This window comes from Faecalibacterium sp. Marseille-P9312 (assembly GCF_902497445.1).
GTDB classification, from domain to species: domain Bacteria; phylum Bacillota; class Clostridia; order Oscillospirales; family Ruminococcaceae; genus Faecalibacterium; species Faecalibacterium longum.
This window is the reverse complement of sequence record NZ_CABVEW010000006.1, coordinates 42,659-68,713: the sequence shown is the minus strand read 5'-3', so window position 1 is coordinate 68,713 and position 26,055 is coordinate 42,659. Positions and strand designations below refer to the sequence as shown.

The 26,055-nt window shown below is 54.2% G+C and carries 31 protein-coding genes; all 31 read right to left on the bottom strand.

Going from position 1 to position 26,055, the window contains the following annotated elements; translation table 11 throughout:
• Position 1: 1 nt before the first annotated feature.
• Positions 2–1,231 (bottom strand): reverse transcriptase/maturase family protein, encoded by a 1,230-nt coding sequence (locus F3G95_RS06190; RefSeq protein ID WP_005940879.1) that lies wholly within the window; start codon positions 1,229–1,231, stop codon positions 2–4.
• Between the two features lie 146 nt (positions 1,232–1,377).
• Positions 1,378–1,530: a DUF6273 domain-containing protein gene (locus F3G95_RS13770; protein ID WP_005940875.1), complete on the bottom strand. Its 153-nt coding sequence runs from the start codon at positions 1,528–1,530 to the stop codon at positions 1,378–1,380.
• A 42-nt stretch (positions 1,531–1,572) separates the two neighbouring features.
• A complete protein-coding gene (locus tag F3G95_RS06185) occupies positions 1,573–2,148 on the bottom strand; it encodes a hypothetical protein (RefSeq protein ID WP_005940872.1) in 576 nt (191 codons plus the stop codon).
• Positions 2,149–2,150: 2 nt separating this feature from the next.
• Positions 2,151–2,537: a hypothetical protein gene (locus tag F3G95_RS06180; protein ID WP_015564793.1), complete on the bottom strand. Its 387-nt coding sequence runs from the start codon at positions 2,535–2,537 to the stop codon at positions 2,151–2,153.
• A complete protein-coding gene (locus F3G95_RS06175; protein ID WP_097777981.1) occupies positions 2,538–2,987 on the bottom strand; it encodes a hypothetical protein in 450 nt (149 codons plus the stop codon).
• A gap of 20 nt (positions 2,988–3,007) precedes the next feature.
• Positions 3,008–3,877: a hypothetical protein gene (locus tag F3G95_RS06170; protein WP_149794246.1), complete on the bottom strand. Its 870-nt coding sequence runs from the start codon at positions 3,875–3,877 to the stop codon at positions 3,008–3,010.
• A gap of 18 nt (positions 3,878–3,895) precedes the next feature.
• A complete protein-coding gene (locus F3G95_RS06165) occupies positions 3,896–5,023 on the bottom strand; it encodes a hypothetical protein (RefSeq protein ID WP_149794245.1) in 1,128 nt (375 codons plus the stop codon).
• Positions 5,020–5,787 (bottom strand): phage tail protein I, encoded by a 768-nt coding sequence (locus F3G95_RS06160; protein WP_149794244.1) that lies wholly within the window; start codon positions 5,785–5,787, stop codon positions 5,020–5,022. Before F3G95_RS06160 ends, F3G95_RS06165 begins: the two co-directional genes overlap by 4 nt.
• On the bottom strand, positions 5,780–6,961 hold the full coding sequence (locus tag F3G95_RS06155) for a baseplate J/gp47 family protein (RefSeq protein WP_097782174.1): 1,182 nt from the start codon (positions 6,959–6,961) through the stop codon (positions 5,780–5,782). The genes F3G95_RS06160 and F3G95_RS06155 overlap by 8 nt, the downstream gene beginning before the upstream one ends.
• Entirely contained in the window at positions 6,954–7,280 is a 327-nt protein-coding gene (locus F3G95_RS06150) for a lysozyme (RefSeq protein ID WP_015564789.1), read from the bottom strand. The genes F3G95_RS06155 and F3G95_RS06150 overlap by 8 nt, the downstream gene beginning before the upstream one ends.
• Positions 7,277–7,678, bottom strand: a complete 402-nt coding sequence (locus F3G95_RS06145; RefSeq protein ID WP_015564788.1) for a phage tail protein — start codon at positions 7,676–7,678, stop codon at positions 7,277–7,279. The genes F3G95_RS06150 and F3G95_RS06145 overlap by 4 nt, the downstream gene beginning before the upstream one ends.
• A gap of 13 nt (positions 7,679–7,691) precedes the next feature.
• On the bottom strand, positions 7,692–8,309 hold the full coding sequence (locus F3G95_RS06140; RefSeq protein WP_005940848.1) for a hypothetical protein: 618 nt from the start codon (positions 8,307–8,309) through the stop codon (positions 7,692–7,694).
• Between the two features lie 4 nt (positions 8,310–8,313).
• Positions 8,314–9,312 (bottom strand): preprotein translocase subunit TatB, encoded by a 999-nt coding sequence (locus F3G95_RS06135; RefSeq protein ID WP_149794243.1) that lies wholly within the window; start codon positions 9,310–9,312, stop codon positions 8,314–8,316.
• A 10-nt stretch (positions 9,313–9,322) separates the two neighbouring features.
• On the bottom strand, positions 9,323–9,526 hold the full coding sequence (locus F3G95_RS06130) for a hypothetical protein (protein WP_005940842.1): 204 nt from the start codon (positions 9,524–9,526) through the stop codon (positions 9,323–9,325).
• Positions 9,527–9,538: 12 nt separating this feature from the next.
• On the bottom strand, positions 9,539–13,042 hold the full coding sequence (locus F3G95_RS06125; protein WP_149794242.1) for a phage tail tape measure protein: 3,504 nt from the start codon (positions 13,040–13,042) through the stop codon (positions 9,539–9,541).
• Between the two features lie 127 nt (positions 13,043–13,169).
• Positions 13,170–13,835 (bottom strand): phage tail assembly protein, encoded by a 666-nt coding sequence (locus F3G95_RS06120; protein WP_149794241.1) that lies wholly within the window; start codon positions 13,833–13,835, stop codon positions 13,170–13,172.
• A gap of 76 nt (positions 13,836–13,911) precedes the next feature.
• On the bottom strand, positions 13,912–14,439 hold the full coding sequence (locus F3G95_RS06115; protein ID WP_005940833.1) for a phage major tail tube protein: 528 nt from the start codon (positions 14,437–14,439) through the stop codon (positions 13,912–13,914).
• A 21-nt stretch (positions 14,440–14,460) separates the two neighbouring features.
• Positions 14,461–15,909, bottom strand: coding sequence for a hypothetical protein (locus tag F3G95_RS06110; protein ID WP_015564786.1), 1,449 nt, complete (start codon positions 15,907–15,909; stop codon positions 14,461–14,463).
• A gap of 13 nt (positions 15,910–15,922) precedes the next feature.
• On the bottom strand, positions 15,923–16,219 hold the full coding sequence (locus F3G95_RS06105; protein ID WP_005940827.1) for a hypothetical protein: 297 nt from the start codon (positions 16,217–16,219) through the stop codon (positions 15,923–15,925).
• Positions 16,216–16,752 carry a hypothetical protein gene (locus F3G95_RS06100; RefSeq protein WP_005940824.1) on the bottom strand — a complete coding sequence of 179 codons (537 nt, stop codon included), beginning with the start codon at positions 16,750–16,752 and terminating at the stop codon, positions 16,216–16,218. The genes F3G95_RS06105 and F3G95_RS06100 overlap by 4 nt, the downstream gene beginning before the upstream one ends.
• A complete protein-coding gene (locus F3G95_RS06095; RefSeq protein WP_149794240.1) occupies positions 16,749–17,432 on the bottom strand; it encodes a hypothetical protein in 684 nt (227 codons plus the stop codon). The genes F3G95_RS06100 and F3G95_RS06095 overlap by 4 nt, the downstream gene beginning before the upstream one ends.
• Positions 17,432–17,767, bottom strand: coding sequence for a hypothetical protein (locus tag F3G95_RS06090; RefSeq protein WP_005940818.1), 336 nt, complete (start codon positions 17,765–17,767; stop codon positions 17,432–17,434). The genes F3G95_RS06095 and F3G95_RS06090 overlap by 1 nt, the downstream gene beginning before the upstream one ends.
• 12 nt (positions 17,768–17,779) lie before the next feature.
• The gene (locus F3G95_RS06085; RefSeq protein WP_149794239.1) at positions 17,780–18,058 is read right to left on the bottom strand and encodes a hypothetical protein; all 279 of its coding nucleotides are present in this window, start codon (positions 18,056–18,058) and stop codon (positions 17,780–17,782) included.
• Positions 18,059–18,075: 17 nt separating this feature from the next.
• Positions 18,076–19,152 (bottom strand): major capsid protein, encoded by a 1,077-nt coding sequence (locus F3G95_RS06080; RefSeq protein WP_005940811.1) that lies wholly within the window; start codon positions 19,150–19,152, stop codon positions 18,076–18,078.
• A gap of 15 nt (positions 19,153–19,167) precedes the next feature.
• Positions 19,168–19,566 carry a head decoration protein gene (locus F3G95_RS06075; RefSeq protein WP_005940807.1) on the bottom strand — a complete coding sequence of 133 codons (399 nt, stop codon included), beginning with the start codon at positions 19,564–19,566 and terminating at the stop codon, positions 19,168–19,170.
• 3 nt (positions 19,567–19,569) lie between these two features.
• The gene (locus F3G95_RS06070; RefSeq protein WP_005940804.1) at positions 19,570–20,790 is read right to left on the bottom strand and encodes a head maturation protease, ClpP-related; all 1,221 of its coding nucleotides are present in this window, start codon (positions 20,788–20,790) and stop codon (positions 19,570–19,572) included.
• A complete protein-coding gene (locus tag F3G95_RS06065) occupies positions 20,717–22,339 on the bottom strand; it encodes a phage portal protein (RefSeq protein ID WP_149794238.1) in 1,623 nt (540 codons plus the stop codon). The genes F3G95_RS06070 and F3G95_RS06065 overlap by 74 nt, the downstream gene beginning before the upstream one ends.
• 12 nt (positions 22,340–22,351) lie before the next feature.
• Entirely contained in the window at positions 22,352–22,582 is a 231-nt protein-coding gene (locus tag F3G95_RS06060; protein WP_005940797.1) for a DUF6148 family protein, read from the bottom strand.
• A complete protein-coding gene (locus F3G95_RS06055) occupies positions 22,583–24,412 on the bottom strand; it encodes a phage terminase large subunit family protein (RefSeq protein WP_243130290.1) in 1,830 nt (609 codons plus the stop codon).
• 116 nt (positions 24,413–24,528) lie between these two features.
• Entirely contained in the window at positions 24,529–25,032 is a 504-nt protein-coding gene (locus F3G95_RS06050) for a hypothetical protein (RefSeq protein ID WP_005940790.1), read from the bottom strand.
• On the bottom strand, positions 25,013–25,774 hold the full coding sequence (gene terS, locus F3G95_RS06045; protein WP_149794236.1) for a phage terminase small subunit: 762 nt from the start codon (positions 25,772–25,774) through the stop codon (positions 25,013–25,015). The genes F3G95_RS06050 and terS overlap by 20 nt, the downstream gene beginning before the upstream one ends.
• Between the last annotated feature and the right edge of the window lie 281 nt (positions 25,775–26,055).

Here is a 26,055-nt window from a genome sequence, read left to right as displayed (position 1 = left end):
TTCAGGCCCACGGCATGATCTCCGCGGGCCGCGTGTTCTGCGATACAGAGAGGGACAGGGCTTTGTGCTGCTTCTTGTAGATGCAGCGACATTGCCTCGCCCGCCGTCTGTCACGCGCGAGTTTGTTCGAGTTGATTTTTCGATGGATAGGGATTTTACAGTCAAGCAATTTTTCGAGCCGGTCAGCGTACTTGCGGCGTAAAGAGTAAGTATCACCATGGGCGGCATGGGCATCCCACGCATCAAAGCTCCGCAGGATTTCCTGCTTGGTCACTTCGCCTGCGGGGTATGCCGTCTCCCAATATCTGATCTTGTTCTTCATCCGCTTGGAGCTATCCCGGCGCAGCTTTTGGATGACCGCGCCGGTGTCGGTCAGGTAGCTATGGAATCCCAGAAAATCAATACCGTTCCGCAGCGGGAAGATGGCGGTTTTCTGGTTCAGCTCAAGGCCGTAACTGTCCATGAGCGCCCGAACATCCCGGAGAATGCACTGCAATTTCTTCTTGTCCGAACAGATGATATAGAAATCATCCATGTATCGGCCATAGTATTTGATGCGGTACTTTTCTTTGATGATGTGGTCGAACTCATCCAAAAACATCAACGCAAAGAGCTGGCTCGTCTGGTAGCCCAGCGGCAAGCCGTCCTCCATCACGTCGATGTAGATGCAAAGCAGCTCATAGACACGCGGGTCAACGCCGCGCTTGTCCAGCACGGCCTTGAGCTTGCGTTTTAACTTCCGGTGGTCGATGCTGGCAAAGAAATGCCGCACATCGCCTTTCAGCACCCAGCCGTCCGCGCCGTGGCCCTCACGGCGGTAATAGTCCACCATGTGTGTTTTCAGGCGCATCAGGCCGTCGTCTGTGCCTTTTCCGGTCTGGCTGGCGTGGCTGTCCCGGATAAAGCTCTTTGTCAGGGCATCATACAGGATGTTATCGACCAGAGCGTGCAGCACCACCTTGTCCACAAATGCGGGGGCGTGTACCATGCGGCGCTTCGGCTCGTAGACGGCAAAGACCTCAAACTTACTTGGCACATAGCGTATCTGCTGCCGAATGCTCCCGTCTGGCTGCCGTACATTGCAGACAGCCAGCTTACGGGAGAGCTTTTCCGTGCAGGCCAGCGCCTGCGCCTCGTACTCGATTGTTTTGCTTTTACTGCGCTTTCCCTTCCGGGCTTCAAGGTAGGCTTTGTAAAGTACCTCAAAGCTGCACAGTTCTTCGTATGTCAAAATGACCCTCCGCTGGTTCGCGTTACGGTAGTGGGCTGCATCCGGCAGGGATGGCCCACCTCAGCGGGATGTATTTATCACTTGCCTGCATCGGCAAGCGACAGGATGCAGTTTCCTTTGATGGGCGCACTGCTTTCAGCTTATGCCTACTCGTCACACGGTTCCATCAGAGCGGGGCGAACACCATAGGAGTTGTTGTACCAGTTGTTGTTGTTGGAGCCATCGGTGTTGACGTTCCAGACGTTGTTGTTATTGTTGGTGTTCGGAGAGCGCAGCCACCAAATGGCAGCGTCAGACAAACAAACCGCACCCTTTATGCAAAGCGGTTGCCCGCTGTGCGTTTACGGTTCCGGGTAAAGGACGGCTTTCAGGGCGGCAGCCTGTTCGGTCAGCCGTTTCCGTTCCGCTTCTGCCCGGAGTTTTTCGGCACGTCCGCGTTCCGACGTGAGCCACTTCATCGCCGGGTATTTTACGTCCGTGACCTTCTTTGTCCAGATACCGGCTTTCTTCGCACTGATGATACCTTCCTCCGTGCAGATGGTCAGGTATTCCAGCAGCAGAGAGCAGCCGTCCACAACTGCGCCGATCTTCTCAACGCGCTTGTCGTAGTCGGTCTGGAAATTGACGTTGTTCGCCGCGTGTGCATCCAGCAGGATTTGCCGGGCAGTCAGCCGGATGCCCTCACCGTACAGACGGAAAGTGCTTTTGGAAAAGCCCTCCCTGTCCCGTGTGTCGAGTGCATGGACGGCAGTGCCGCACACCTTCTGGATGTCGCGCACATCTTCGAGCGCCGCGACTTTCTGGATGATCTTCCGGGCATCGCTCCGGCTGATGTCGTCGGTGACAATGCGGGTTGCCCTCTGGGTGTACCGCAGCAGCTCCCGCGCATTCGCGCCGACCTTGAACGTTTCAGCCATCGTCAGAACTCCACCCTTGCCTGCTCGGCATTCCACGCGCCGGTCACGGTCAGGCCGTCCAGACTGCCGAACGTGGCAGAAAACGGGTTTTTCGTGACGTTCGTGCCGAACTTCAGCTCAATGGCCTTGATGCTGGCGTTCATAGCTGCCACACTGGCACGGATGTCGCTGTGGGCGTTCTCCGCACCGTTGTGAGCGTCCACGGCTGCGCTGATGCGCTGGTCGGTCTCGGCCTTTTTGTAGCCGTCCACTTCCCACCGCTGGCTCTCGGTCAGGTGGCCGTCTGCATCCAGCGTGGCAATGCCGCCCGGAATGCCGATCTGGTCAGTGCGGACAACATCTTCATCCGGCGCCTTGCCGGGGCCTGCGTTAAAAGAACCGTATGCCATTTAGGTTCCCCCTTCCTGTGCATCCGTGTATTTCACGGTGCTTGTAATGTGATACTGTGCAGAAATTTTCTCGGTCGGAGCTTTGGCGGCCCTCAGCCGCAGCTTTCCTTCGAGGCTTTCGGTCGCAATAAAGCCCACCGCACCCGCCACATCGTAAAATTCCGGCAGTACCGTAACATCCACAATGTCGGTAGCCAACAGGCCCGCAATGGGGATGTCACAATAAAAATAGCCGGGGGAGGAATCATCCTCGCCCCAGCCATCGACCGGAATCGTAAAAGACACCGCAGCCGTGACATCCTGCTTTTCGTGCAGGATGTCATCGGTTTCCTCGAATCCGTTTGCCGTTGCTTCGGAAAGGTCTCCGAGTGCGGTGTTGCACTGCTTGATGTGGCTGCAAAGCGCGGCAAGCCCTGTGCCCAAAAGCGTTTTGATCTTCGCTTTTGCCATAGAGCTTACCTCCTCATGTCTTAGTCAGCCAGCAGAGCGGCGATCTCCTCTGCGGAGAAGTCCTCCACATCCTCGTCGTGCAGAACATTCTCCGGCTCGGTGTACACGACGACTTCCTTGCCGTCGATGTTCACATTGCCGTTGGTGGAGCTGGCTGCGGTCTTGGTGGCACCCTCAGAGACACCGGCCAGCTTTTCGCCCTCGGCATCGGTCATCAGGCGCTTGCCAGCCTCGGCGGCCACAAAGTCGGCAGGCTTCTTGCCGCTGTCGGTCAGGTTGCCCTCGCCGTCCAGCGCAGCGAGGTTGCCGGTGGTAGCACCAGTGACCTTATCGGCCTTGCCGGAAATGTCCACTTCCTCAGGGGTGGGAACATACAGACCGTCGTCCTTCAGGGTCAGAGCGTTGCCCGCAGCAGCGGAAACATTGACCTTGACATCCACCTCATAGCCAGCGATGGTAACGGTGGTGGAAGCATCCTTGCCGACGGCCTTAGCCTTGTAGGTATCCACCAGCGCAGCCATGCTCAGGAAAGAGTAGGTGCAGGAGTCAGGATTCTCGCCCTTGACGGCCAGCACCATGACGGGCTTGCCGTCCAGCTTGGGGTCGGTAGCGCCGGGGTAGGTCGCAGCATCGAACTTGAACTTGGCCACGAAGGTGGTCTTGGTCTGGTCGAGGAACAGCTCAGAGGGGAAGTCAACGGAGAAAGCAGCAGTGCCGCTCTTGTCGGTAGAGGTGTAGAAGTTCACGGTGTTGCCGTCAACGCCAAGAGACTTGATAGCAGCGTTGGCTGCGGTCTGCACAGGGGTAAAGGCGTCCTTCTTAACGAAGGTCTTCTTGATCTCGGCGGTCAGGTTGCGGATGGTGGTCTTGGTAGAAATCTGCTTAGACATAGTAGTGTCCTCCTAAAATTATTTCAGCATATCAACGATTTCCTGCTGCGTTTCTTCCTCGTTCAGCAGGTCTTCACTCGTCATAACGGTTTCTTTGCGGACAGTCAGCGCGTTTGCGCTGTCGAAGTCAAGGCCTTCGCCGATGCGGACGGCAATAGCGCCGCTTGCGTCGCGCTTCAAGCCCTGACCGATGCTTACGCTACCGGTTTCACCCGAACCACCTCCTTTCCCGAACAGGGTTACGGTCGCCTGAATATCTGCTTCCGGGATGCGCTGAGCGAAAAATCTGATGAAACCATCATGCGTTTCGCACCCGTTCAGGACGCCCGCTTTGGTCGTAGTATAGAAGCTGCCAGGAGATACAACGCCAACGGGTACAAGCTCGCTGGTGCTGTCCGACAGTTCTGCGTCATAAATGCACTGGTAGTAATCCATACCGCCAGCGTTTTCGTAATCATCCTCGCTGCGGGCGGGCTTCCACCCGTCAGCTGCAAGGGTGAGTTTGTAGGAGCCATAGTAGCCGCCGCCTGTGCCGCCGTCCACCTGTTCCTTGATAAGAGCCTTTACCTGTTCTTCGTTCAGGATTTCCCCGGATTCAGACAGGTTCTTCACGGTTGCGCTGACCGCTGCCGTGATGGTAGTCGCATGGGCACTGGCGTCGGCGTTGTGCTTCTCGACTTCTGCCTTGACCATTTTTGCGAGAGCCTGCATCTGCGGGTCAACGGTAATGCTGATATTGGCCTTGTTCGACACAGCAAGCAGCGCCGACAGCTCAATCTCAAAATCGCCGTTCACTTTCGTGGACGGGACCTCCACTCCGCGTGCATCCTGCATAATAAACAGGAGTGTTTCGGCATCGTCGTTCAGCCTGCCGTAAACGCCCACCTGATGCATGATGTACGTTTCATCCGCACCGGTGATCTGGATTTTTACCCGCCGAGCCGTCTCACCGCCGCTTTCAACGGTTTCGATGTCCAGCAATTTCAGGTCATGTGTTTCGCCGCTTACCCCGGTTTCCCCCGAAAGGTCTGCGTCAGCCGTACCGGTGCCGCTCACAGCGCGGGTGATTACCAGCGCACCACCGGAGAGAGATTCCGACAGCAGGGCGGCACCGGCGGCGGTGTAGCTAGATTTTTCCCAACTCACGTTGTCTGTCCTCCAATAACAATGTTTATCGCCGTGTGCGACCGTTCAACGGTGCCCGCCGTAAAGGCTCGTGCTTTCACTGCCTTTGCTTCAACGGCACCGGGCAGCGCCACGGCAACCTGCATTTTCGATCTTCCGACCGCACCAGCAACATACGCCTTTGCGCCGATTTCCCGCGGCTTGATCCTACCGGGGATCTTTACGGTGCAGGATGTCGCCATGCCGCAGGGTGCGGCGGCGATATAAGCGGGCGACCGTTCATGCGGTTCGACGATGTAGATGATGTGCTCAAGGTGAGCAGTGCAGCGTTTTGTGTAGCCCAGCAGCTTTTCCATTTCTGCTGCGGTGTGATATGTTTCCTGATCGTCGGTGATGTCAACATACAGTTTCCAGAATCCCGGTGTCCCCCCATACGAGAACCATTCCTCAATTCTGGCTTTTTTGTAAATTGTCTCCACCTGTTCACGAACAGCCTTTACCGTTCCTGCATAACGCTGGATTTCAATTGCGGTTCTTACGAGCTTACGCTTCGTCTCAATATCGGCGGCAGAATCGTACCATTCGATTTTGAGATAGATTGCCATTTGATCCAGCATTCCCTCGCTACAGTTATCCACATCCGAGAACGTCATGCCCGTTGCCAGATATTCCAGCATCCGGCCTTGAAGTTCCCCGTATACTGCAGACAGCACCTTTGCCCACGGCTGTTCAGCAACGACCCGCGGCAGTCCATCTGCAATTCTCGCGTCCTGCAGCTTAATCATCCTCGACACCTCCGTAGATGATCGTCGGGGTTCCGCTCAGTTTTGGGATTTGCACTGTTGCTTTTTCCAAATCCGAACCGCCTTCGACTACCATGTAAACCGGTTGTCTAAGCTCTACTCGTTTTACGCCAGCGACACGCAAGCGATAAATCAATTCCATCGGGCTAATGTCTCTCCCGATGGAGCGCTGCCACTGCTGAAATTCCTCAACAGCTTTTGTAACGTTTTCCTGAACAATACTTGCGCCCTTCGCGTTGCCCGCTCCGATATAATAGGTAAAGTCAATTCCGTACTCCACTTCTTCCGGGGCCTTACAGATCACCTGATCTGTCATGGGGCGTCGAGCTTCGTTCATCAGATATGCTTGCATTTCGCTCATATCCTTTTCACTCGGCATCCTTCCGCCCGTCAGCATGAAAAAGATATACACTGTGCAAGGCTGGCTCCGTGGACTGACTGCAATTGCATTTTCCACATCAGAGCGGAAGCTCATTGCCCAATACTCGTAGGCGTCTCGCGGCCCTGCGCAACTATACGTTGTCGGTGACAGCCAAATCCGCCGGGTCAAGCTATCGTCGCTTTCCGCGTCTGCGCCGCCGCTGGATGTATCCACATTCTCCACTGCCGCAACATAAGGAATGGCGTCTACCAGCGTATCGACAACGCCGATTGGAACGTCGTTTCCGCTGGCTCCTACCACCTCGGCTTGCGCCAACACATCAACATAGGTCTCGCCAATGGCAATCTGTGCATAGGCCGCTGTGGCAAAATAAATACCCGCGGCAGTTCTGACGCGGGTTCCCTGTGGAATCATTACAACTGTTTTTTGTTCAGCCGAAAGATTAAATCGGATTGTCACCGTTGCATAGGTTGCTTCATTCCGCTTCACGCCGAACGGAAGCCCCATATTATCCAGCGCTGCACCCGTTGCTGTTTTCAGCAAGGCGCAGCGGGTTCTTTTTTCTGCAACCTGCAGCACCATGTAATACAGCTCAGAAATACTTTTCAGCGTAAGAGTGATTGGGTCAGCACTGTGCAACGGCGGGGTTGTTCCGTTTACCGCTTTGTAATTTCGGGTGTAAATTTCTGTCACCAGATTATTTACATCCTCAAGCGTCATATTATCTGTGACGCTATACTCCGGGATTTCGGCAAATTCAGCGATATTAGACAATGTTTATCACCACCTTCGGTCGAATGTTCCCCTGCTGGCTTCGGCTGGTTTCATAGCTTACTTCCAGCACTTGTGCCCTCGGTTCGTACTTCTTTGTCTTTCGGATGATCTCTGCCGTGAGCTTCGCTTCGGCAGCTTCGGCTGGCAGGCTCAAGCAGTCCATGTTCAGGCCAAACTCCCGGTCAAGTGCCTGTTCACCTTCTCGGCTCCCATAAAGCGTCTTGAGACAGTTATATACATCCCGTTCTTCTGTGCTTTCGGACGGATTGATCTCTACATCAATATCGCCCAGTATCAGCTTTTCCAGCTCACCGCTCATGTGTACTCCTTTAGCGTCAAGGTCAGCTTTCCGCTTGTCAGTCCCCAGAACCGATGTACCGCGCCCCATTCATCCGCTACTTTTTCAAGCATAAACGGATTTTGAGAAACCGGCCTGTTGTTGATGATGAAGTAGTCTACTGCTCCGGCTTCGCACAAATCCATTAGGGCGTCAAAGACCTTTCGCGGATTTACTCCCAGCCTTGAACTAAGCGTAATGTTGAACTGATACTCTCGCAGGCCGGGACTTACATATTCGCTTTTATCTTTTCCGCCGATCACGCTGTGCGTCGCCCAGTTGCTCGACGTACTTCCACTGATGTTGTCCGGCGTAAGAACTCGCCAACTTGATACTGTAAACACCAGTCCAGCAAAGCTACCGATGCTGCCCCATGCCATAAAGAACACCCCCTCACTTTACCGGGACGCCGGTATTCCCCGAAACAGTATACGGGCCAGCTTTTGCCGACCCGTCATGTTCGTGCTTGTGATTCACAAGGCTTACGCCATTGATTTTGCAGTCGCCAGAGCCGCCCGAAATATTCACCGTTGCTCCTGTGATTTTCACCGTCGTTCCGGTAATTTCAATCGTTCCGCTCTGGCAAACCTTGACGGTCGAAGCCCCGACCTTGAAGGTCACGTCCCCACCAACAGTGAAGTCCAGATTTTTACCGATGGTCTCTTTTGCATTCCCGTCGATTTTTTCTTCATAGTCTCCGCTATCTCCATCGTATTGTTCAAAGGCTTTGCCCTTCTTATCGTTGTAGTCATACCGGTAACGTTGTTTCTTTCCACCGACCGGCTTGTTATCCTCATTCCAGAACGTTCCGATGCACGTTCCCATTTCCTGACTATCGGAATTGTGGAGAACGCAAACCATAGCACCGACAACCGGCATCCGGTACAGCGCATTTGAAACCACACAGATTTCATCGGTCACAGAACCGTCCCGATCTTCATATGCAACTTCAATTGTGCCATCCTCGTAATTCACTTTGGACACTGTGCCAATGCGAATGACGCTGCTCATCGTGTCACCCTCCCACTCTGCTTGCTGAGACCTTCGTCACAAAACCGCCGGATTTATTCATGGTGTGCCCTACACTGTCCATGTAATATTTTCCGTCGATTTTCCCATATCCTTCCACGTCAATACACTGCGTCGCGCAATATGTCAGGTTTCCCATAGTCGTAAAGGAAATGGTTGTAGCCGAATGGTTTTTGTTGTCGATAGCCGCCTGCAGCTGCCGTTTTGCGTCCGCTTCACTTGATGCATACTGGTTTAGCTTCAACATCCGGTCTGCCGTTCCGATTGTCACCTTGATATTCACTTTTTTCTTTTGGTTGGAATAAGTGAACTCGCCTCCGGTGTATGTTCCTGCCAGCGTTGTGTTCCAGCTCAACGAGCCGGGCACAATGTCAATCGGTTTTACCGTTGCTACCGAATCCTTTTTCTTGTACTTTTCACGGTCAAAAATCCAGATTTTGTTCCGGTATGTTTTGAGGATCAGCCCGTATGTGCTGCAAATTTTCTGCAAGAAAGAGCTGTCATTATCGTCCTGTTCTTTCAGAGCGACGCTTACATCCTCTGCATCCATCTTGCATTCCAAGCCGTACCGCCCAGCAATGGTTTCTGCAATGCGTTTGATGCTCGTGTTCTTCCAAACCTGCTCTCTGTTTTTTTCATGAAAGCTCGTCCCGTTTGGCCGGGCGACCGCTCCAATCGTCAAAACATCCGGGCAGGCCGAAAAGCTCAGATCATCAACTACCAGCGTTCCACAATCCAAAACGGTTCTATCCCCCTGCACGATCCAGTTTGTCGTGCAGAGGGTCGGGTGCAGCACAGCTTCCTTGTCTGGCATCCACGAATCGATCCACTTGTGATCCATCGCGTTTACCTTAATAGAAAGGCTGTCACTCGAATCCGAACCGCTATCGGTGTATGTGAAGTTTTCCACATCTTTGCGGATGTCGCCTGAAATGTCCTTTCCGTCATATTCAAGCGTCAGGAACGCTTGACGTGGCGTAATCATCCCTCACACCTCACCTTTTCCAAGGCGGCAGACTTTCGTCTGTTTTTGCCTTAACTTCCACTTCCGGCGTGGCAAGCACCACCCCGGAATCAAACTTGTACACCTCGATATACTCCCGGTTGGCAGTCATCAGCACATCGGCTTTCAACTCGTCACCGTAGACAGTTTTTGCAATACCATCCCAAGTGTCACCGCTCTTTGTCGTGTAAGACATCAGGCCACCTCCTTATGCATACCGGGTTCGATTGTTTTCTCGGTTGTATTTGTCCATAAAGGCTTTGAACTTTTCGTACTCGTCCTCCATAATCGAAGCAATCTGCTGGCGGTCTGCATCACCAGTGATTGTGATGTTCGGAGCAAATACAAACTGCGGAGAGCTTCCGCCGTTGCCGCCGGGTACAGGTGTATTCTGATATGCGCTCACCGGGATTTCGGACAGCGTGCGCCCGGTATCCCTCGGCGGCAGCACATAAAGCGGCGTTCCTGTGTCTGTAAGGACACCGTCCTGCCAGCTTGAAAGCACCGTGCCGCCGTTGTAGTTTTTGGCTGCTTCGGTCAGTGCAGTGGTTACAGGGCTGTCACTTCCGAGGTACTTGTTCAGCAGAAGCGGAGCAACATCAGCTGCAAGGCTGGTCGCCGCCAGTGCAAGCGAAGCGTCACCAGACATTGAGTTGTTGGCGACCGTCCATAGCATCGACAAAGCGTCGCCGGTGGTTCGGATGCCATTGGAACGCAGTGCGTACTTACCGTATGCTTTGGAGAAATCAATCAGGTTGTCCAGTTTTTCCTTGCTTCCGTCGGTGAAACCGCCGTTTGCAAAATACCGTACACCCGCCGCACGAGTTGCATCCTCGCCAGACACTCCCAGCATCCGGCCTGCACGCACCCAGTTTTCGACGTTGCTATCGTGAACACTAGGCTTGAAGCTGATAACCGCCTCTGTTCCAGCTTCGCCTGCAATGCTGACACCGTGAGTAAAACCGCCGTTCGCAAAGGCAGGCATTGCAACTTCTTTCAGGTTGAAGCCGAATTGTTTTCCACCGAGGGCGGGCACCCAATCAGGCACCGTAAAAGACAATTTGTTCAACGTGCCGATGATTGCATTCGCAACCGTAATCGTCACCGATACAATGCCCTTTATCAACCCGACGATGCCCTGAATAACCGGTTCAATCACCGGCAGTAGTCCGTGGATCACATCGACGACGAGCTTGATTGCGTTTATCAGGGTTGTGCCAACCAGACTGATAATCATGCTTATCAGCGGCGACACTGCGGGGAACAATTCGTTTACAGCGAAGCTCATAATATCAGCCAGCAGCGGCTTAATATGATTCACTCCGAGGTCTACGATCTGTCCAATCAGCCCTTTCACCGATTCGATAATCGGTATCACTGCCCCGAAGGTGGTTCCCAAGTCGTCGATACCGAAAATACTCTTTCCGCTCAAACTCTGCTGGATGTTTTGCAGGTTTTCCAAAGAGAATGCATTGCTCACCGAATCTCGGACGTTGCCTGCAATATCGTGGATTTTACTCGTAAATCCATCAAACATTGCCAGTCCCTTTTCGCCGAACACGTTCCCGACGATCTGGCGGATGTCCTCAAAGTGATCTCCCAGCAGACTGACCACTGCGATGATTCCACCGATTCCGGTAATCACCGGGCCGAAGGTGCCGAGCAATCCCATAAATGCACCGCCCAATTTACCGGCTATCGGGCCTACCGCCGTGTTGGCTAGGCTCAGTCCAGAACCAAGGAACTTGAACGTGTCCCCTGTTCCTTTCGCAATTCCCCCGCCAACGTTTAAGGCAAATTGTCCAGCTTTAGTAGATGCTGCGCGGCCTGCCAGATTTTTTACGCCGCCAATTGCCGTTCCTGCAATGTTTTTTGCTCCGCCCAGCAATCCTTGTCCAAAGCCCATAGCCTTTTGGCCCATGTTCCCTACAAAGCCGCCAAGTCGTGTACCGGCAACTTTTTGGCCGATCCACTTTCCAACGCCGACCGTGTTCTGAATAAAGTCTGTCCCCGCCAGATTTTTTGCAGACCTTGCAACTCTGGCTCCGTATTGCCCTATCGAACTGCCTTTCAACAATCCGATTATTCCGCCGGAAGCCTGTGCCTGCTGAATGCTGCCAAACAGCGCACTCGTTGCCTTTGCCATCCCAGCAGGTGTCTTTGCTCCAAACAGCTTTTTGCTGTTTTGCATTCCAAGGACGCTACCAAGGATGGTGTTCTGCACTCTCTGCCCGAAGCTAGGATTGCTGCCCGCCGGAACAGCGCTGTTTGCCAGCTGTGTTCCAAGTTTTGCAGCCTGCCACAGATTGCCAGCTTTTCCTGCGCCAGACACGCCCTTCTGTACAAGCCCCACAGGGCTTGCCGCCCCGCTTGCAAACTTCGTCGCGCTGGATACCACCTGCAGGATTTGCGGTGCAAACCGCATTCCTGCCCATGCCGTGCCGATACCCGCGATGGTCGTAGCTACCTTATCGCCATTATTCAGCAGATACTCAATTACCTGCCTTACACGTTCTGCAATATCCGGCAGAGCGGCGCGGAGGTCATTCAGCTTTTCGATGCCAAACCCGGCTACATCTTTCAGCACCGGAAGGAAATTATTTCCAACCTCAATGCGGACGGCCCGCCATGCGCTCCCAAGCATCGTCAATACAGATTCAGAGGTTTCGCATTTCAGCATAAACTCTTTATACATACTGCCGTTATACTTAGAAGCATCGCCTACGTCGTCCAGCGTTTTCACAAACAAGTCAAGATTGCCGGTTAGTTTTGCGCCACTCTCAATGGCCCACTGACCGAGCAGAGTTTTCAGATAACCCACTTGCTTGTCTTTCGGCTGAGTACCGATAGCGGTAAACAAACTTTTCAATGCTGCCGGGGCGTCTTTTTGCATATCCTTTGCAAACTGTTCCGCAGTAAATCCCAGCTGTTCAAAAGCCGCAGACTGTGCATCTGTAGCTTTTGAACCCATAGAAAGGTTCGTATACATCCGGCGGATGGATGTTGCCACTTTACCAGAATCAACGCCCATTGCCAGCAGTGCTGTAGAAAGCGCTGCCGTGCTCTGAACATCCATGCCAGCGATTTGACCCAGAGAGCCGGTGTCGTTTACGGTCTGGGCAATTTCAGCGGCGGTCGTTGCGTAGTGGGCACCCAGATAGTTAATCTGGTCTGCCAGCTCCATGACCTGATCGTGGTTCATGTTGAATGCAACTTCCCACTTTGCTGCCCAGTCGCCTGCCTGATCCGCAGAAATATCCATGGCCGTGCCCATTTCGGCAACGTCCTTTAGAAACCCGCCGCTTATTAGGTCATCCATGCTCTTTCCGGACTGACCAGCCGCAGCTGCCAGACGTGTCAGCTCTTTGGCGGTGTACGGAATTTGTGTGCTCAAGTCAAGAATGTCTTTCGACATTTCCGCATAAGCGTCCGTTTTGACCTTTCCGTTCGCGTCCGTCAGACCGCCAACGTACTTCGTCACATCAAGCATTTCGCTTTCAAATGCAACTGCTTCTTTTGTTGCATCTACCAGCCCCGCTGTAATGCCGCTGGCTATGCCCACCGTTACTTTTGCGATATTCGCTGCCAGTTTCGATGCGCCGTTCGCCATACTGCCGAGCTGAGTATTCGCAGACTTTACAGCCTGCGTCAGCGAGTTATCAACGTGACCGCCGATCAAAATAGAAAGCTCTAGGGTTTGATTTTTTGCCACTCCTCCGCCACCTCCTCGTTGATTTCCACCAGCTCACGCACGGGCAGATTCAGGTAGAAATCTGCACTCGTGTGTGTAGCCGTGGCGAGGGCTATCGCCGCCTTTCTGATGGTTTTGTATCCGCCCTTTAGGCGAAAAAATCCTTGTGGTTCACCCCTGCGCGAAGCTGTACAGCCTCCGCCAGCGGCAGGCCGAGGAAGAATGCCACATCCTTACCGGTGGCCATAGATGCGATCAGGCAGCAGTAATAGTAGTTCAGGGTCTTTTCCGCTGCGCGAATATCTTCTTCCTCCATGCGGTTTTCCGCCTGACGGACGTTCATGCCGGTAAGGTTCGCCACGCCTGACAGGTCAACTTCGGTGTATTTTTCGCCCTTGTAGGTGTAGGGCTTGCCGAACTTCATGATGTGGCTGTGCTCGTCCTCGTCGCCATCTTCCTCTGCGGCGTCGCTACGGAGCGACGCCTGAACAGTCTGGCGAACCTTCTTGCTTGCGCCGATGGGAAGCAGCTGGAAAAACTCGATGGGGAGCTTCGTTGCGGCAGCGGCCAGAGCGTCGGTGTATGCAGTCGCAGTTTCAGGGGTAATCATCACGGCCATTTCGCCCTCGTTGTACAGTTTCTTGATGATGAGCACCGCATCCTTGATGGTCAGATCATCCAGACCGGACAGGTCGATCTCGGTATACTCCTTATCATCAAACTTGTACGGGCGGGCCAACTCGATCAGCTTCGGGTTCTTCTTAACCTCAGCGGTCTTGTCCTGTTCTGCGACGGAAGAAACATTCTTTTCCATGGTGGTTTTCCTTTCTGTTCAGATATAAAAATTGACCGCCCCGGTCTTTTGGGGCGGTCGCTTCATTTCTTTGGCGTTAGATCAGCGCGGTAACGTCTGCCAGCATATCCTCGCCCTGAACGCGGTATACGCCGTTCAGCTTGTCGATGGCAATGATTTCCTCGCCGTCGTTCTCGATCATGATGTAGGTCAGTTCCAGCTTAACCTTGGCTTCCATGCCCTCGCCCGCCTTGATCTTGCCGGGAGTAAACTCCTTGACGCGGCCAACCTCAACGATGCGCAGGCCCTTATAGGCATAGCCGAGGCTCTTATCCACCGCCTGCTGTGCAACGCGGAAGGTAAGGTTCACCTGACGCTTCGGAGAAAGGACGTTGACAAAGCTCGAATATACGAGGTTGAAGGAAACTTCCTGCTCGATGGATTCAAACTGGCCGATGTTCGGTGCGGAAATCTTACCGAGGATACCAGCGCCGGAAACGTCGATAGTCTCCGAGGTGATCTGCGGCAGAGTGATTTCCGGTGCAGTGCCAATTGCTTTCACGCCGTCAATGTAAACGTTGAAGCTGTTGACGATTTCCGGGGTCAGATTCGTGTCCAGTGCCATTGTTTATTCCTCCTTTCTGGGTTAGCCCGCCAGCGCGGTAGAAATCGCGTTGGGATCAAACTCCACAATTTCCTCGATGTCCTCCGCCGGATTAAACGGAGACATATACTTGTGGAACTTCACCGTGCCATTCAGCAGATCGGTCGTGGGGTTTTCGGATTCGATGTACTGCAGCTCATAGCGGGCGCAAATGCCACGGCTGACAAAGCTGTTGCCGCGCACGTTCTCGCTGTCAACCAGAGCCTCGATCAGGCGCTTGTTCAGCGGGTCGCTGACCTTCTGGAAATAGGTCTGGATGAAGGTGTTATCATCCCAGCAGAAGAACCTGCGGACGCTGAACCAGCGATCCTTCGGGTCAGTGTTGCCGGGATAACAGGCAGTGTTGTTGCCCCACAGACGGAAGCCGTTCATGTTCAGCCACGTTGCAACGCCGAAGGAGTTGACCACATTGGCCTGCTCCTGATCCAGCAGAACTTCCGTTCCATCTTTCAGGCAGGCAGCAGAAATAGAGATAGGCTTGTTATCCGGGCTTACGTTGGGAATATCGCCGTTGTTCGCATCGGTCGCCACGGTCGCCGCAGCAGCCATTGCCGAACCCGCATAGATCACGTCGCCAACCTTTGCGTACAGCCACACAGCGTAGCAATTCGCACTGGTCACAGCCTGCTTTTCCTTCTGACGCTTCACGTCGTCATACTTGGTTGCACCGGCAGTAGAGCTGTCGATGTCCACGATGCACACGCAGTTGAAAACACCGTTGATGTGGCTTGTCTTTGCCTGCAGGCCAGCCGACACCAGTGCATTCTCCGACCAGCCCGGAGCAAGCAGAATGCCGGGGGTCATGTTCAGCTTCGGGAAAATCTGGCGAATGACTTCCATGCCGCTCTCAACACCATCTGCAGTAACCGCACCAACGATGTCTGCCGGGGTAACAGCAGTCGGGTCGATCTGGACACCGCTCACAGTCAGGCTCGTTGCGCTGTCGCCAGCACCGCCGGGGATCACCACGATGTTCACATAACCGTTATCGTCAAATGCTGCGGTGTAGTCCGTACCAGCCGCCAGCGGAGTTTCCTCTGCCTTAACGGTCAGCTTGTCCAGCAGGATGTCCTTTTCCTCCACCACTGCAACGCCGTCATTGACCTGCACAGTTTTTTCCGGCAGATTTTTCTTGTGCTTGTTGGGATCAAGCACGTTAATCAGGATCATCGGCGACACGCCGACGACCTTGAAACTTGCGCCCATGCTCTGGCAGACGGTGTACTTCTCATAATCATCGTCGTAACCCACTGCGGCAGTTGCGCCTGCCAGCGTATTTGCCAGCATGGGGGTATTCGTGCAGTGATACGGATCACTTGCGCGGTTGATCGGCGCAGTGCCGATAACGACCTGCAGGCCAGCAGTTGCCGTCACGGGTGCCACGATACTGGTTCCCTGCTCGGCAACATAAACGCCATGCTTGTATGCCATGTTCTCTCCCTCCTTAGTTCAGTGCCGCTTTCACTGCGGCAAAAAGAATACCCGCGCTGCTCTTGGGGTTCTCAAGAGCCACGCGAGTATCTTTGAATTTATCAAGAGGCACCAGCAGGCCCCTTGCCATCGGTACGGCATCAAGGAAACGGTTCACCGCATCCGGCACCGCCTTACTGTCATGGTACACCGTGTACTGCTTCACCGTGTTTTTTACCGTCGGGCCGCAGTAAACCATCGGCCCATCCTTCTTGACCGGAGTTTCGGTCGCAGCCGCCTTTTCGGTCTGAGTATTTTTTGCATTGCTCATATAAGTTCCTCGATTTCCGGGTTGTTTTCGCTGCTCATGCTCGGACAAGTAACATCCATCTGCACCGTAGCGAAGTAATACGGGCTTGTATCGTCCTGTTGAATTGCGCAGTCAATGGGAAGCAACACGTTGAAATAATCGCCAAAGATGTTGTAGACGCGGAAATGCTGTCCAATATCCTGCATGATGTTGTACAAATCCAGAACGGCGGGAGCTTTTTTATCCCGCACACCTTCCTCTTTGTTGCGAATAGGTGTCTGATATGTGCAAATAATCAGGCTCATGTCCACCATTTCAGGTTCTTCCATCTTATCAATGCTCCAACCTGCTGCCTTGACCAGAATAAACGGAGCCGCTGCAGCCACCGTATCCACATCCTCGTCATTGCCGAAGTCGGTCGGAAATTCAAAATCGAAAATGTTGAGCGGCTTATTTTTGCCTTGACCACTGAATGTCTTTCCTGCAAAGAGCTTGTCCAGTTCTTCATGCAGCTTTTTCACAGCGTCAACCGGTGTGTAATTACTCGCTCTCACTTTGTTTTCCTCCCGGCCTGCGTCAGAATTTTGGATACTTCATGCTGCAGCCGTTCCTGCAAGATAATCTCGCTGTCCGGCTCGACTTCCTCTCTCCATACGGTGCTATGCATCGCACTGGCAGACGGGCTGGACATGGTGTAGAGTTTTTCTACGACGCCATTCTTACTGCGCCATCTGGTCGATTTCGGATTTGCCGCCGGACGACCGATCAACCTCTGTACCATGCCGACGTGCCCACTGTCAAACTTCACAAGAAAGCCCTTGCTTGCCTGTCCCAGCGCCGTATGTCCGCCGGTCAATGCTTCCATCGGCGATTTTTTCAAAACACGCGATGTGTGGAACTCCGGCGACAGCACCCAGTCCCTTCCCATATGCGGAACAGACGGGTTCGACTGGAAGTCGCCCAGATCATTTCTCCGGCTGGAAATAAAAATCTCCGCCGTCGGGTTCTGCGTTGTCGCCCTGTTGCGAACTTTCAGCGCATTCAAGTGACGACGGCCAGCAGAATTGACAGCATACCGAAGCCGCACTTGCCGGATCATCATGTTTTTGGCTCTCGTCGCAGTCTGGTTGACAGCGTTTTTCATGGCCCGCGGGGCCTTATCCCGCATATCTCCCAGTGCACGTTCCACTTCACCGATGTTCGGCACCTGCACGTCATAGATTGCCTTTGCCATTACTGCCGCACCCTCTCCAACGTGACCAGATACAGTCCATGCTCATTTTGACAGCTTTTTATCGTGTAGCTGATTCGGTCGTACTCCATCGGCTTTCCAATCTTTGGAGCAGGGCCATAGTCAGCCGCCCGGATAAAGAACTGCTTTTGCGAGATGTACAAGCCTTGGTCAAAGTTTTGCTTGGCACCGGCTTCCCAGTGTGACTTGCGCTCTTTCAGTCCGGTTTCATACGGCACCACATCAAACGTTTCTCCGTCGATGGTATGCTGTTCTACAAACTCCTGAAAAAACACATCGTCAATATCAGCCATTGCCATTTCCAAAAAGTCGGTCATGGTAATACCTGCTTACTCTGCTGCAGTCTTGCGGCCTTTTCTGCCGGGCTTTTCCTCGGCTTCGGATGCTTCTTCCTGCGTTTCCACATCGTTGCAGTCGGCGTCAGCCTGCTCCACAATGGCCTTAGTTTCCGCATCCAGTTCCGCTTCAGCGGCAACGCCCAATTTCACAAGGCGTTCCGCCTCTGCATCATCAACGCAAACGACCTCGCCCGCCAGAATCAGCTTCGTGGGTGCACCAGCTTTCGCCCGGAAGCCATAGCCGCCGGAAATGATCTGAACGACCTTCATATTCCTGCTCCTTTCTCTTAGCCCACAACGTCAGCTGCATAGATGTAGGGGCAGTAGGTCTTGGGTGCGGCCAGAGGACGGCAGCCCAGACGGAGCTTGCGGGTATCCTTGTCCTGATCCACAACCAGCTTTGCAACACGCTTTGCGGCATAGGTCGTGTAGTCGGTCTTGCCGTAGTCCATCTGAGTAATGGAGCCGTACATCATATGGCCGCAGTCCGGCGCAGTCACCATAGCTGCCGTAGCCGGGAAGTATCTGGCGCTCTTGCCGGTCTCGTCCTCATAGGTTTCGTCCACGCTGAACACGTTCAGCATGAAACCGCCGAAGTTTAGCGTACCCATAAACACAACGCCGTCGTACTGGGTGAGCTGCTGGCGAATCTCGCCTACGATGATGCCGCTGTTCTTATCGAGCAGCTGGCGGGTTCTTTCGTCAGTCAGGATGTAGTCGGCCACATCAGTGCCGAGAATCAGGTCTTTTGCAGGCAGACCACGAGCAGACAGCATACGGCACATGGCCTTAACGTCGCCCCAGAAGTCACCACCGTTCTCGTTCCACTTCTTGGAAGCGGTATAGGTATGATCGCTGGTGCCGTCGTAGAACTTCACAACCAGAGAATCGCCCTTGGTTGCACCGTCGATGTACTCCTGCATAACGCAGCCGTTGCCGATCATGGTTTCCGCCGCCATCCATTCCTCGCGGCGGGCAATGCGGTTTTCCATGTCGTTCATGTCGTCTGCCAGCAGGCGGGCGGCACGCTGTGCTTCATCCATGCCCGGATACAGAGCCTCACCGAAGCCACGCTTAGTCAGCTCGTCGAGGGTCAGCAGACGAGACGGGGCGATATAGGCGGGCTTATAGGAATGCACCTCATAGCTCCGGCGACCAATGGGAATGTCGCCCGCTTTCTGATCCACGAATGCCGCCAGCTTACGGTCGCCGCTACGGTACTCGGTCAGAACTTCGTTCGCCTTGAAGATGTCACCTGCCCCGGTGGGGAAATAGCGATCCTTGAAAAAGCTGACCTTCGGGACAATTTCCTCGGAAATTGCCTGAAGGATAACATTATCAAAGAAGTTAATCAGAATTGCCATTGAAACGTCCTCCTGTTACATTTCGACCACAGGCAGCAGAACGATGTCCCGCATCCGCAGTGCGTCTTTGTCTGCCTCGGTCATGGTGTAGCTGTCCTTGACGGTCAGCTTGTCCGGGTTGAAACAGCCTGCCAGATAGACTGCAACGGTTTCATCCATGCTGGCCTTCATAGTCACATCCTCAATCAGGATGCAGTCAGCGGTCAGAGTATCGCCGCCGGACGCCTCGGTTCCCAGAATGTGCAGCTTTCCATCCTTTGCGCTCTTGGCAAACACCGTGCCACGCACAAAGGTGGTTTCTGCTTCCGGGCCAGCAATCACGCCGGGGCCGACGCGCTTTTTCGGGTTCACGCCTGCGATCAGGCCGTCGTACTCAACCTCGCCCAGCTTTTCACTCAGCATTTTTTCAGCCATCGTTTAGCCCTCCTTCTTCGGGTGGAACAGGTTCTTGACCATCGCACGCTTTTCGGCGTCGGTCTGGTTCTTGTTCTTCGTGCCAGTGCCAGAGACACCGTCCGGGGCAGCACCGCCAACGCTGTTTGCGCCGCTGGTATCTGCATCATCTTCGGTATCATCCAGCAGTTTGTGGCCCTTCTTCTTTGCATCCAGCGCCGCACGGTAAGCAAGCTGCTCCGCAGAACAAGCCTTGTCACCATACTTTGCCTCGGCCACCAGATCGGACGGGACTGCATCCGCGATCTCGTCAATGGCAGCCAAACGATCACGCTCCTGCTTCTGTGCCTCCGCATGGGCTTCGTCCACAATCTCTTTCACCAGATCAGGACAGCCGTTGCGCAGTTCATCTGCGTTCTTGAACTCCATGTCGTTACCTCCATCGTTCTTGTCCGGCTTTCCTGCCGGGTCAGTGTTATTTACAAAACCCTCAGTCGTGGCAGGGGCCACCACGGCGCGGTTTCGTACAAATTCAGGGGCATCATCAAATGTGCCCGGAACGGCAATGCTGTTGACAAACAGCGCACCATTCCTGTTTTCGATTTTTGCAGTCTGGTTGCTTTCCGTGATTTCGTCGATGAAGCCATTTTCTTTTGCTTCTGCCGCCGTCCACCACGATGTAGCGTCCATCCACGCCGCCACTTCTTCGACGGTGTGTCCTGTCTTTTTCGCATACTGGTTCAAGACATTGGTGCGCATCACGGTCAGTGCATCCATGAGCTGCTTCAATCCCTCCATGTCCACAAACCCGTTCGGGTTTACCTTGATGGGGTGGATCATGTAGGTTGCATCCTCTGCCGCCTTGACCACTTTGCAATGGCTGGCGACGATGGTCGCCGCGCTGGCACAGATACCTTCGATTTGCGCTGTCACCGTGCCAAGCCTGTTTTCCAACATTGCGCCAATGGCTTGTGCGGCCCAGACATCCCCGCCGCCGCTGCAAATACGGACAGTCAGGTCATCCATAGCCGGAATCGTCGCAAGGTCTGCGGCGAACGCCTGCGGGGTCACTTCATCACCCCACCAGCTCGTACGGCTAATATCACCGTAAAGCAGAAGTTCCGCCGTGCCGCCGGTCTCGGCTGCATTGCGGAACTCCCAAAACTTCTTGTTACTCGGACTTGCCGGGGTCGCCGCCGCTCCGTTGAGGAACAGCGGTTTGCTGTTGCACTTGTGCTCCCGCAATTTCGTCCACCTCCCGTTTCAGTGCGGCTTCGGCTTTCCGCTGCCGCATATTTGCCTCATAGCTTCCGCCCGTCATCTGAGCGGTTTCCTGTGCCGCCGTGGAGAATCCGCTGTTCACCCGCATCTGGGCTGCTTCGGCTTCATCCTTGGGGTTCAGGTTTGTTCTTGCCGGGCCATTCCAGTTGCAGTTCATGTAGGCCGCTGCAACCGCCGGGTTTGTCAGGAAGCCCGGCGCTTTGATCCGTCCCTTGCACACGGCTTCCCGGAACCATACCTCATAGACCGGCTGGCAGAAAGAATCCGCGAACCAGTCTCGGTGCATTCCCGTGGTTCTCCAAAATTCATTCAAAGCGCCGCGGGCTGCAGAATAGCTGGTGCTGAACTGCTTGTACAGCACCTCAGACGGAATTTCCAACGCCGCCGCCATCTGCTTTACAATGGCGTTCATGAACGCTTCAAACCCGGTCGTTGGGTGCTTCGGGTCTGCAAACTGCACTTCCTCGCCGGGGTTCAGGTCGATAAATGCGCCCGGTGCCAGCTCCACGCTTGTCTTATCAGGCGTATCTACCTGCACATCCGGGGGAAGCATTTCGCCAAACGGCACCTCGTCAGATTGATCCGACTTCTTGATAAACACTGTGAACATCGCGGAGATCACCGCGGCTGTCAGCTCTGCGTCCGTAAAACGCCCAAGCTGTTTCAGGCTTTCCAGCACCGGTGCCAGCAGTGGTACGCCGCGCAGCTGACCGGCACGTTCGCGCTGCATCAGACAGAGAACATTCTGCCGCCCGGTCTTTTTGCCGTAGGCTTCCACTCTTGTCCAGTGCGAGGCCGTCAATCCCGTCACGCTGGTAGACGCCAGCGGGTGCCGGTCGCAAACCCAGTACGCAATGACCATGCCGTCTGCATCGGTTTCAACACCTTGCACGATCTTTTCAACATGATGCTCGTTAATGTCCGTCGGCGAAAGGATGTCCATAAACGCAGGAGAACAAATGCGGTCGGCTTCGATGATCCGCACACGCAGGTCATACGGTACACCGGGCGTCTTTTTGTTCTGCAGGACTGCCCATGAATCACCATTCAGCAGAAATCCCGTAAATGCCAACTGCTGCAACATATAGAAATTGTCGATGCGGTCTGCATCACAGGTCGGCTTATTGGCCCACAGAGCAAATTCTCTTGCGATTTGTTCATTGATTTTCTGGGCTTCCTCGTCTGAAATACCCAAAAATGCGTTGTCGATCTGCGGTGTCGGTGTCAGACCGCCGCACACTACATTGGTGCGCATGGTTTTGATGGCACCGGTTGCCAGCGGGACGCCCATATAAGCGTCCCTGCTCCGCTCTCTCAGGACGCGAAGATTATCTTCGATGTCCTCTTTCGGGCTTCCACCGTGCCACATCCAGCCCCGCATAGATTTCTTGTGCAGACTTGCGCCATAGTTGGAATATCCCGAATTGATTGCCCGTATTGCCGTCTGTGCGGCAACACGTTTTACTGCCCGCTCCGGGGCAATCGCCGTGAGCAGGGTATCGAAGAATCCCATCTTCTACTCTCCTTACAGGTCACGCGGCACAAAATGCCCCATCCGGTTCCGTCCCTTTCTCTGCTGAGAAAGTTCCGTCACCTTGTTCGACCAATAATCAATCCGCTTTCCAATCTGCGTCAGGTCTGCGTAGGTCAATGACCTGTTGCCGATCTGGTAGCTTTGCCCGTGTGTCACCTTTTCCTCGGCGGCAATCCAAAGGTCAAGCTGTTTCTGTGCCGTTTCCAGCGTAATTCCTGCCATTTAGATACCTCCCGAAAGCTGACGACGGCCCCGTGATTTCTTGACCGGCTGGGCAGGCGTTCCGTCTGCATCCGGTTTTTTCAGCACAGGGCGAGAAATAGCAAGAGCCGCGGTTGCGTAATTGCGCAAATCCAGCGGCTCGTTTCGTTTATGCTCTTTATCTTTGATTTCCCAGTATTCTTTCAAATGACCCTTGACGAACCGCACCACTTTCTTCTCAGCTGTTAGGCCCTTGAAGTATTCTTCGGTGTAGCCTGCTTCCTCATTTGACGGGAAGTGGCAGTAGTTCGGGCCGGGCGTCTTGACTTCCAAACGCTGATAGATGGTCGTTTTGCCCGCATCAACGCCCAGAATGAACAGGTCTGCCCGAACACGATTGTTCTTGGACGGGTTGCGGATAAACGGCACTCCTGCGCCGCCCATGCCCTTAATGGCAAAGATGCGCCGGTTGAGCCGTTCCTTTGCAAACCGGTAAACTTCATCGGTGTGGTGTCCACCGGAATCAATGCAGGTCGCCAACAGCGGGTATGCCGTTCCGTCTGCCTTGTGCCATGTCCGAAGTAGAAAGTTGTCCAGATCGTCCCATACCTGATCCGAAAGCATATCGCCGAAGATTTTCTGGTAGCGAACGCCCCAGCTCTCTGTGCCCTCGCCCCAGCCGACCACTTCAACTTCAAAGCGATCATCCTGCACGTCAACACCAGCAGTGAGGTACAGAACATCATCCGGCACCTCTGCGGCGTAGATTTCGCGGCGGTTGAACAGCTCGATGTCCTCCAACTGAATGCCGCGTTCCTCCCACGTCTCGCCCAACTCTGTGTTCACCCAGACCTTCATTTGTTCCGGGTTGCCATGATCGAGGGCAATTTTCGCTTCGATGAACTTCGTCACGATCTCTTTCCAGCCAACAAAGGTTGAAGCCAGCGTGTTCAGGTGGAAGCCTCTGGATTCTGCACCGGGATTGGCGGCAACATACTTACCGTATTTCCCCTGCTCTTTCCAGCGGTATTCATTTGATACACAGCCGCATTCCCTGCAGACATATCCAATTCCCTTGTCGAGGTCGTCTTTGTCGAACTTGACATTCTCCCAAAGGAACGGCTGGTATGCCCCACATTCCGGGCAAGGCACGTTCCATTCTTCTTGTGTAGAAAGTAGGTAGGCGTCCTCAATGCGGCTGTCTCCCTTGATGGTGGGCGTGCTGACCATGACGGTCTTGTAATCCCAAAAGGTCGTCTGGCGTTTCTTTGCCAGATCAAGAGGGTCGCCCTCTGTTCCTGCGCTCTTGGGGTAGCGGTCGATCTCGTCCGCCAGCAGCACTTTGATGGGGCGGCTGGCAAGGCTCGACGGGCTGTTTGCGCCAACAATGGTGATGTGCCCGCCGGGGAAGTTCTTCTTCATGACGGTATTTCCAGCGTACCGGCTTTTGGTATCCACCAGACCGGTAAGCCGGGGCGAGTCCCGGATCATGGGAGCGATACGGTCTTTTGAGAGCGTCTGCCCCATGTCAAGGGTAGGCTGCATACACATCACCGGGCAGGGTGCATAGTCCATGTAGTAGCCCAGCGGGTTCAGAATGAAAGCATCCGTCTTTCCGATCTGTGCCGCCGACATGACGACGACAGAACGGACGTGAGGATCACCGATGGCATCCATGATAGCCCGCTGATACGGGGCTTTCTCGGTGTGCCACCGCCCCGGTTCTGCGCTGGATTCTGCGGACAACACCCGGTATCTGTCCGCCCACTGGCTGACTGTCAGGGGCGGCGGCGGGCGTAGTTTGCTTAGAACCTCGGCGAACAGTTCCACGGTCTGCGGTTCAAGTTTCACGATCCGTTTTTTCTTCACGTTTCGGTTCACCTCTTACGCAGGCTGGGAACATACACAGGATCAGCCTTTGGTGGATGCGTTTGCCCCACGGGCAGTGCTTGCAAGCGCCGCCGGGCTTATCCGGTTTCTTCTCCGTCTTGTTCATCTTCTTCATCATCCTTTGGCGGCTGCAACGCCACCTGATAATTAGAAAATTCCTCCATGATCTCATAGAGGGAACTTTGCAATAAGTCCATGATCTTGCCCTCATCACCGTCCAGCTTGGCAATGTTTGCAGCCAACTTGTTGGGCAGGGCAAGGAGCCTTGAGCGCAGGTTCATAACAACGGTGGTCATGCCAACCGTGATGTCAGATTTCCGGTACAGTTCCCCATTGCGAACTTTATTCTCGGTTTCGGCGGCGATCCGTTTTTCCTTGGTCAGCTTCGCCCGTTCCTCGTTGAGGTCAGCTTTGCCGCCCTCGTCGCCCCGCAGGTAGTTGATGTACCGTCGGACGCTGGAACGCAGGTCGTAAAGGCCGGGGGCCTTTTCTTCCAGCACGCCCTCGTCTCGGAGCTGCCGCACCCGGCGTTCGGACAGGTCGAGATACTGTGCAACGATCTTAGTCGTGTACAGTTTCATCCTCTGTCCCTCCCTCCGGGTCTACATCCACCTCACCGGTCGCCCGCACCTTTGCAATGTCAAGGCGTTCCAGTTCCAGAGCGTACCGTTTTTCAAATTCTTCCTGCTGACGGATTTGTGTGGTCAGGGAAATAATTCTGCCGGAGACCTTGTTCAGGGCCTCCCGCAGCTGGGTCACTCGAACAAAGGCACTGTCCTTGTTATCCATGACCATCTTCTGCACAGCTCCGTCCGCCTGCTTCCCGTCTTTGTCCTTTCCCGGTTTTCGCATATCGGTGATGGATGCAGTGAACAGCTTTTCCGGGTCGCAGCTTTCATACTCTGCGATCCGTTCCATGATGTGCCGCTGCTGAATCCGAAGCAGCTTCAACTCATAAATGTTGTTCTCGTTTGCACCGGTCGGCATTTGATCCAGCCAGTCCCGTTCCTCTTGGCTCAAACGTTCAAGGTGAACCGTGCTATATGCACCGTCCTTCTCTGCGTTGGTGTTTCCGTTCGGCGCACCGCCGCCGGGATTGCCCTTGGCATTCCTCTTGCCCCGGCTGTTTTTGTTTCCGGGCTGTCCCCCGCGCTTGCGCTCCACCGCATCGTCCCATTGGTCAATGCGTTTCCAGTTGCGGACGGTTCCGTATGTCACGCCCAGCTTTTCGGCAAGGTCTTTGAGATTTACTTTCTCGCCCGACCGCCGCCGCTTGATGTACTCAGCCTTGGCGGTGTCGCGCTTGTCGTTCCGCTTCGGCATCCGGCATCACTCCTGCACCCCGTTTCCAAAATACACGCAAAAGAAAAAGCCCCACGACGGAATGTCATGGAGCTTCGCACCTATCACTGTACCGATTATAGCAGGAAAAAGGCATCACGATACATCATTTTGAAAATTTTCTTCAAAAAATCCCCCTAAATTTTTTCAGACCCCCTTCTGGGGAAGGGCAAAAATCCGTTTATACCTAGAAAATTTTCGGGCTTTCGGACCCGTAAAGGATTGAAACGCCCCTCCCAGTACCTACGGGCGCGGGGGCGGGC

Excerpts from the sequence above, each read along its gene's own strand:
- F3G95_RS06185 (WP_005940872.1), bottom strand. The coding sequence starts at position 2,148 with ATGGCTGAAACGTTCAAGGTCGGCGCGAATGCGCGGGAGCTGCTGCGG.
- F3G95_RS06180 (WP_015564793.1), bottom strand. The coding sequence starts at position 2,537 with ATGGCATACGGTTCTTTTAACGCAGGCCCCGGCAAGGCGCCGGATGAA.
- F3G95_RS06175 (WP_097777981.1), bottom strand. The coding sequence starts at position 2,987 with ATGGCAAAAGCGAAGATCAAAACGCTTTTGGGCACAGGGCTTGCCGCG.
- F3G95_RS06170 (WP_149794246.1), bottom strand. The coding sequence starts at position 3,877 with ATGTCTAAGCAGATTTCTACCAAGACCACCATCCGCAACCTGACCGCC.
- F3G95_RS06160 (WP_149794244.1), bottom strand. The coding sequence starts at position 5,787 with ATGATTAAGCTGCAGGACGCGAGAATTGCAGATGGACTGCCGCGGGTC.
- F3G95_RS06150 (WP_015564789.1), bottom strand. The coding sequence starts at position 7,280 with ATGAGCGGTGAGCTGGAAAAGCTGATACTGGGCGATATTGATGTAGAG.
- F3G95_RS06145 (WP_015564788.1), bottom strand. The coding sequence starts at position 7,678 with ATGGCATGGGGCAGCATCGGTAGCTTTGCTGGACTGGTGTTTACAGTA.
- F3G95_RS06140 (WP_005940848.1), bottom strand. The coding sequence starts at position 8,309 with ATGAGCAGCGTCATTCGCATTGGCACAGTGTCCAAAGTGAATTACGAG.
- F3G95_RS06135 (WP_149794243.1), bottom strand. The coding sequence starts at position 9,312 with ATGATTACGCCACGTCAAGCGTTCCTGACGCTTGAATATGACGGAAAG.
- F3G95_RS06130 (WP_005940842.1), bottom strand. The coding sequence starts at position 9,526 with ATGTCTTACACGACAAAGAGCGGTGACACTTGGGATGGTATTGCAAAA.
- F3G95_RS06120 (WP_149794241.1), bottom strand. The coding sequence starts at position 13,835 with ATGGAAAAGAATGTTTCTTCCGTCGCAGAACAGGACAAGACCGCTGAG.
- F3G95_RS06115 (WP_005940833.1), bottom strand. The coding sequence starts at position 14,439 with ATGGCACTGGACACGAATCTGACCCCGGAAATCGTCAACAGCTTCAAC.
- F3G95_RS06110 (WP_015564786.1), bottom strand. The coding sequence starts at position 15,909 with ATGGCATACAAGCATGGCGTTTATGTTGCCGAGCAGGGAACCAGTATC.
- F3G95_RS06105 (WP_005940827.1), bottom strand. The coding sequence starts at position 16,219 with ATGAGCAATGCAAAAAATACTCAGACCGAAAAGGCGGCTGCGACCGAA.
- F3G95_RS06095 (WP_149794240.1), bottom strand. The coding sequence starts at position 17,432 with ATGGCAAAGGCAATCTATGACGTGCAGGTGCCGAACATCGGTGAAGTG.
- F3G95_RS06090 (WP_005940818.1), bottom strand. The coding sequence starts at position 17,767 with ATGACCGACTTTTTGGAAATGGCAATGGCTGATATTGACGATGTGTTT.
- F3G95_RS06085 (WP_149794239.1), bottom strand. The coding sequence starts at position 18,058 with ATGAAGGTCGTTCAGATCATTTCCGGCGGCTATGGCTTCCGGGCGAAA.
- F3G95_RS06080 (WP_005940811.1), bottom strand. The coding sequence starts at position 19,152 with ATGGCAATTCTGATTAACTTCTTTGATAATGTTATCCTTCAGGCAATT.
- F3G95_RS06075 (WP_005940807.1), bottom strand. The coding sequence starts at position 19,566 with ATGGCTGAAAAAATGCTGAGTGAAAAGCTGGGCGAGGTTGAGTACGAC.
- F3G95_RS06065 (WP_149794238.1), bottom strand. The coding sequence starts at position 22,339 with ATGGGATTCTTCGATACCCTGCTCACGGCGATTGCCCCGGAGCGGGCA.
- F3G95_RS06060 (WP_005940797.1), bottom strand. The coding sequence starts at position 22,582 with ATGGCAGGAATTACGCTGGAAACGGCACAGAAACAGCTTGACCTTTGG.
- F3G95_RS06050 (WP_005940790.1), bottom strand. The coding sequence starts at position 25,032 with ATGAAACTGTACACGACTAAGATCGTTGCACAGTATCTCGACCTGTCC.
- terS (WP_149794236.1), bottom strand. The coding sequence starts at position 25,774 with ATGCCGAAGCGGAACGACAAGCGCGACACCGCCAAGGCTGAGTACATC.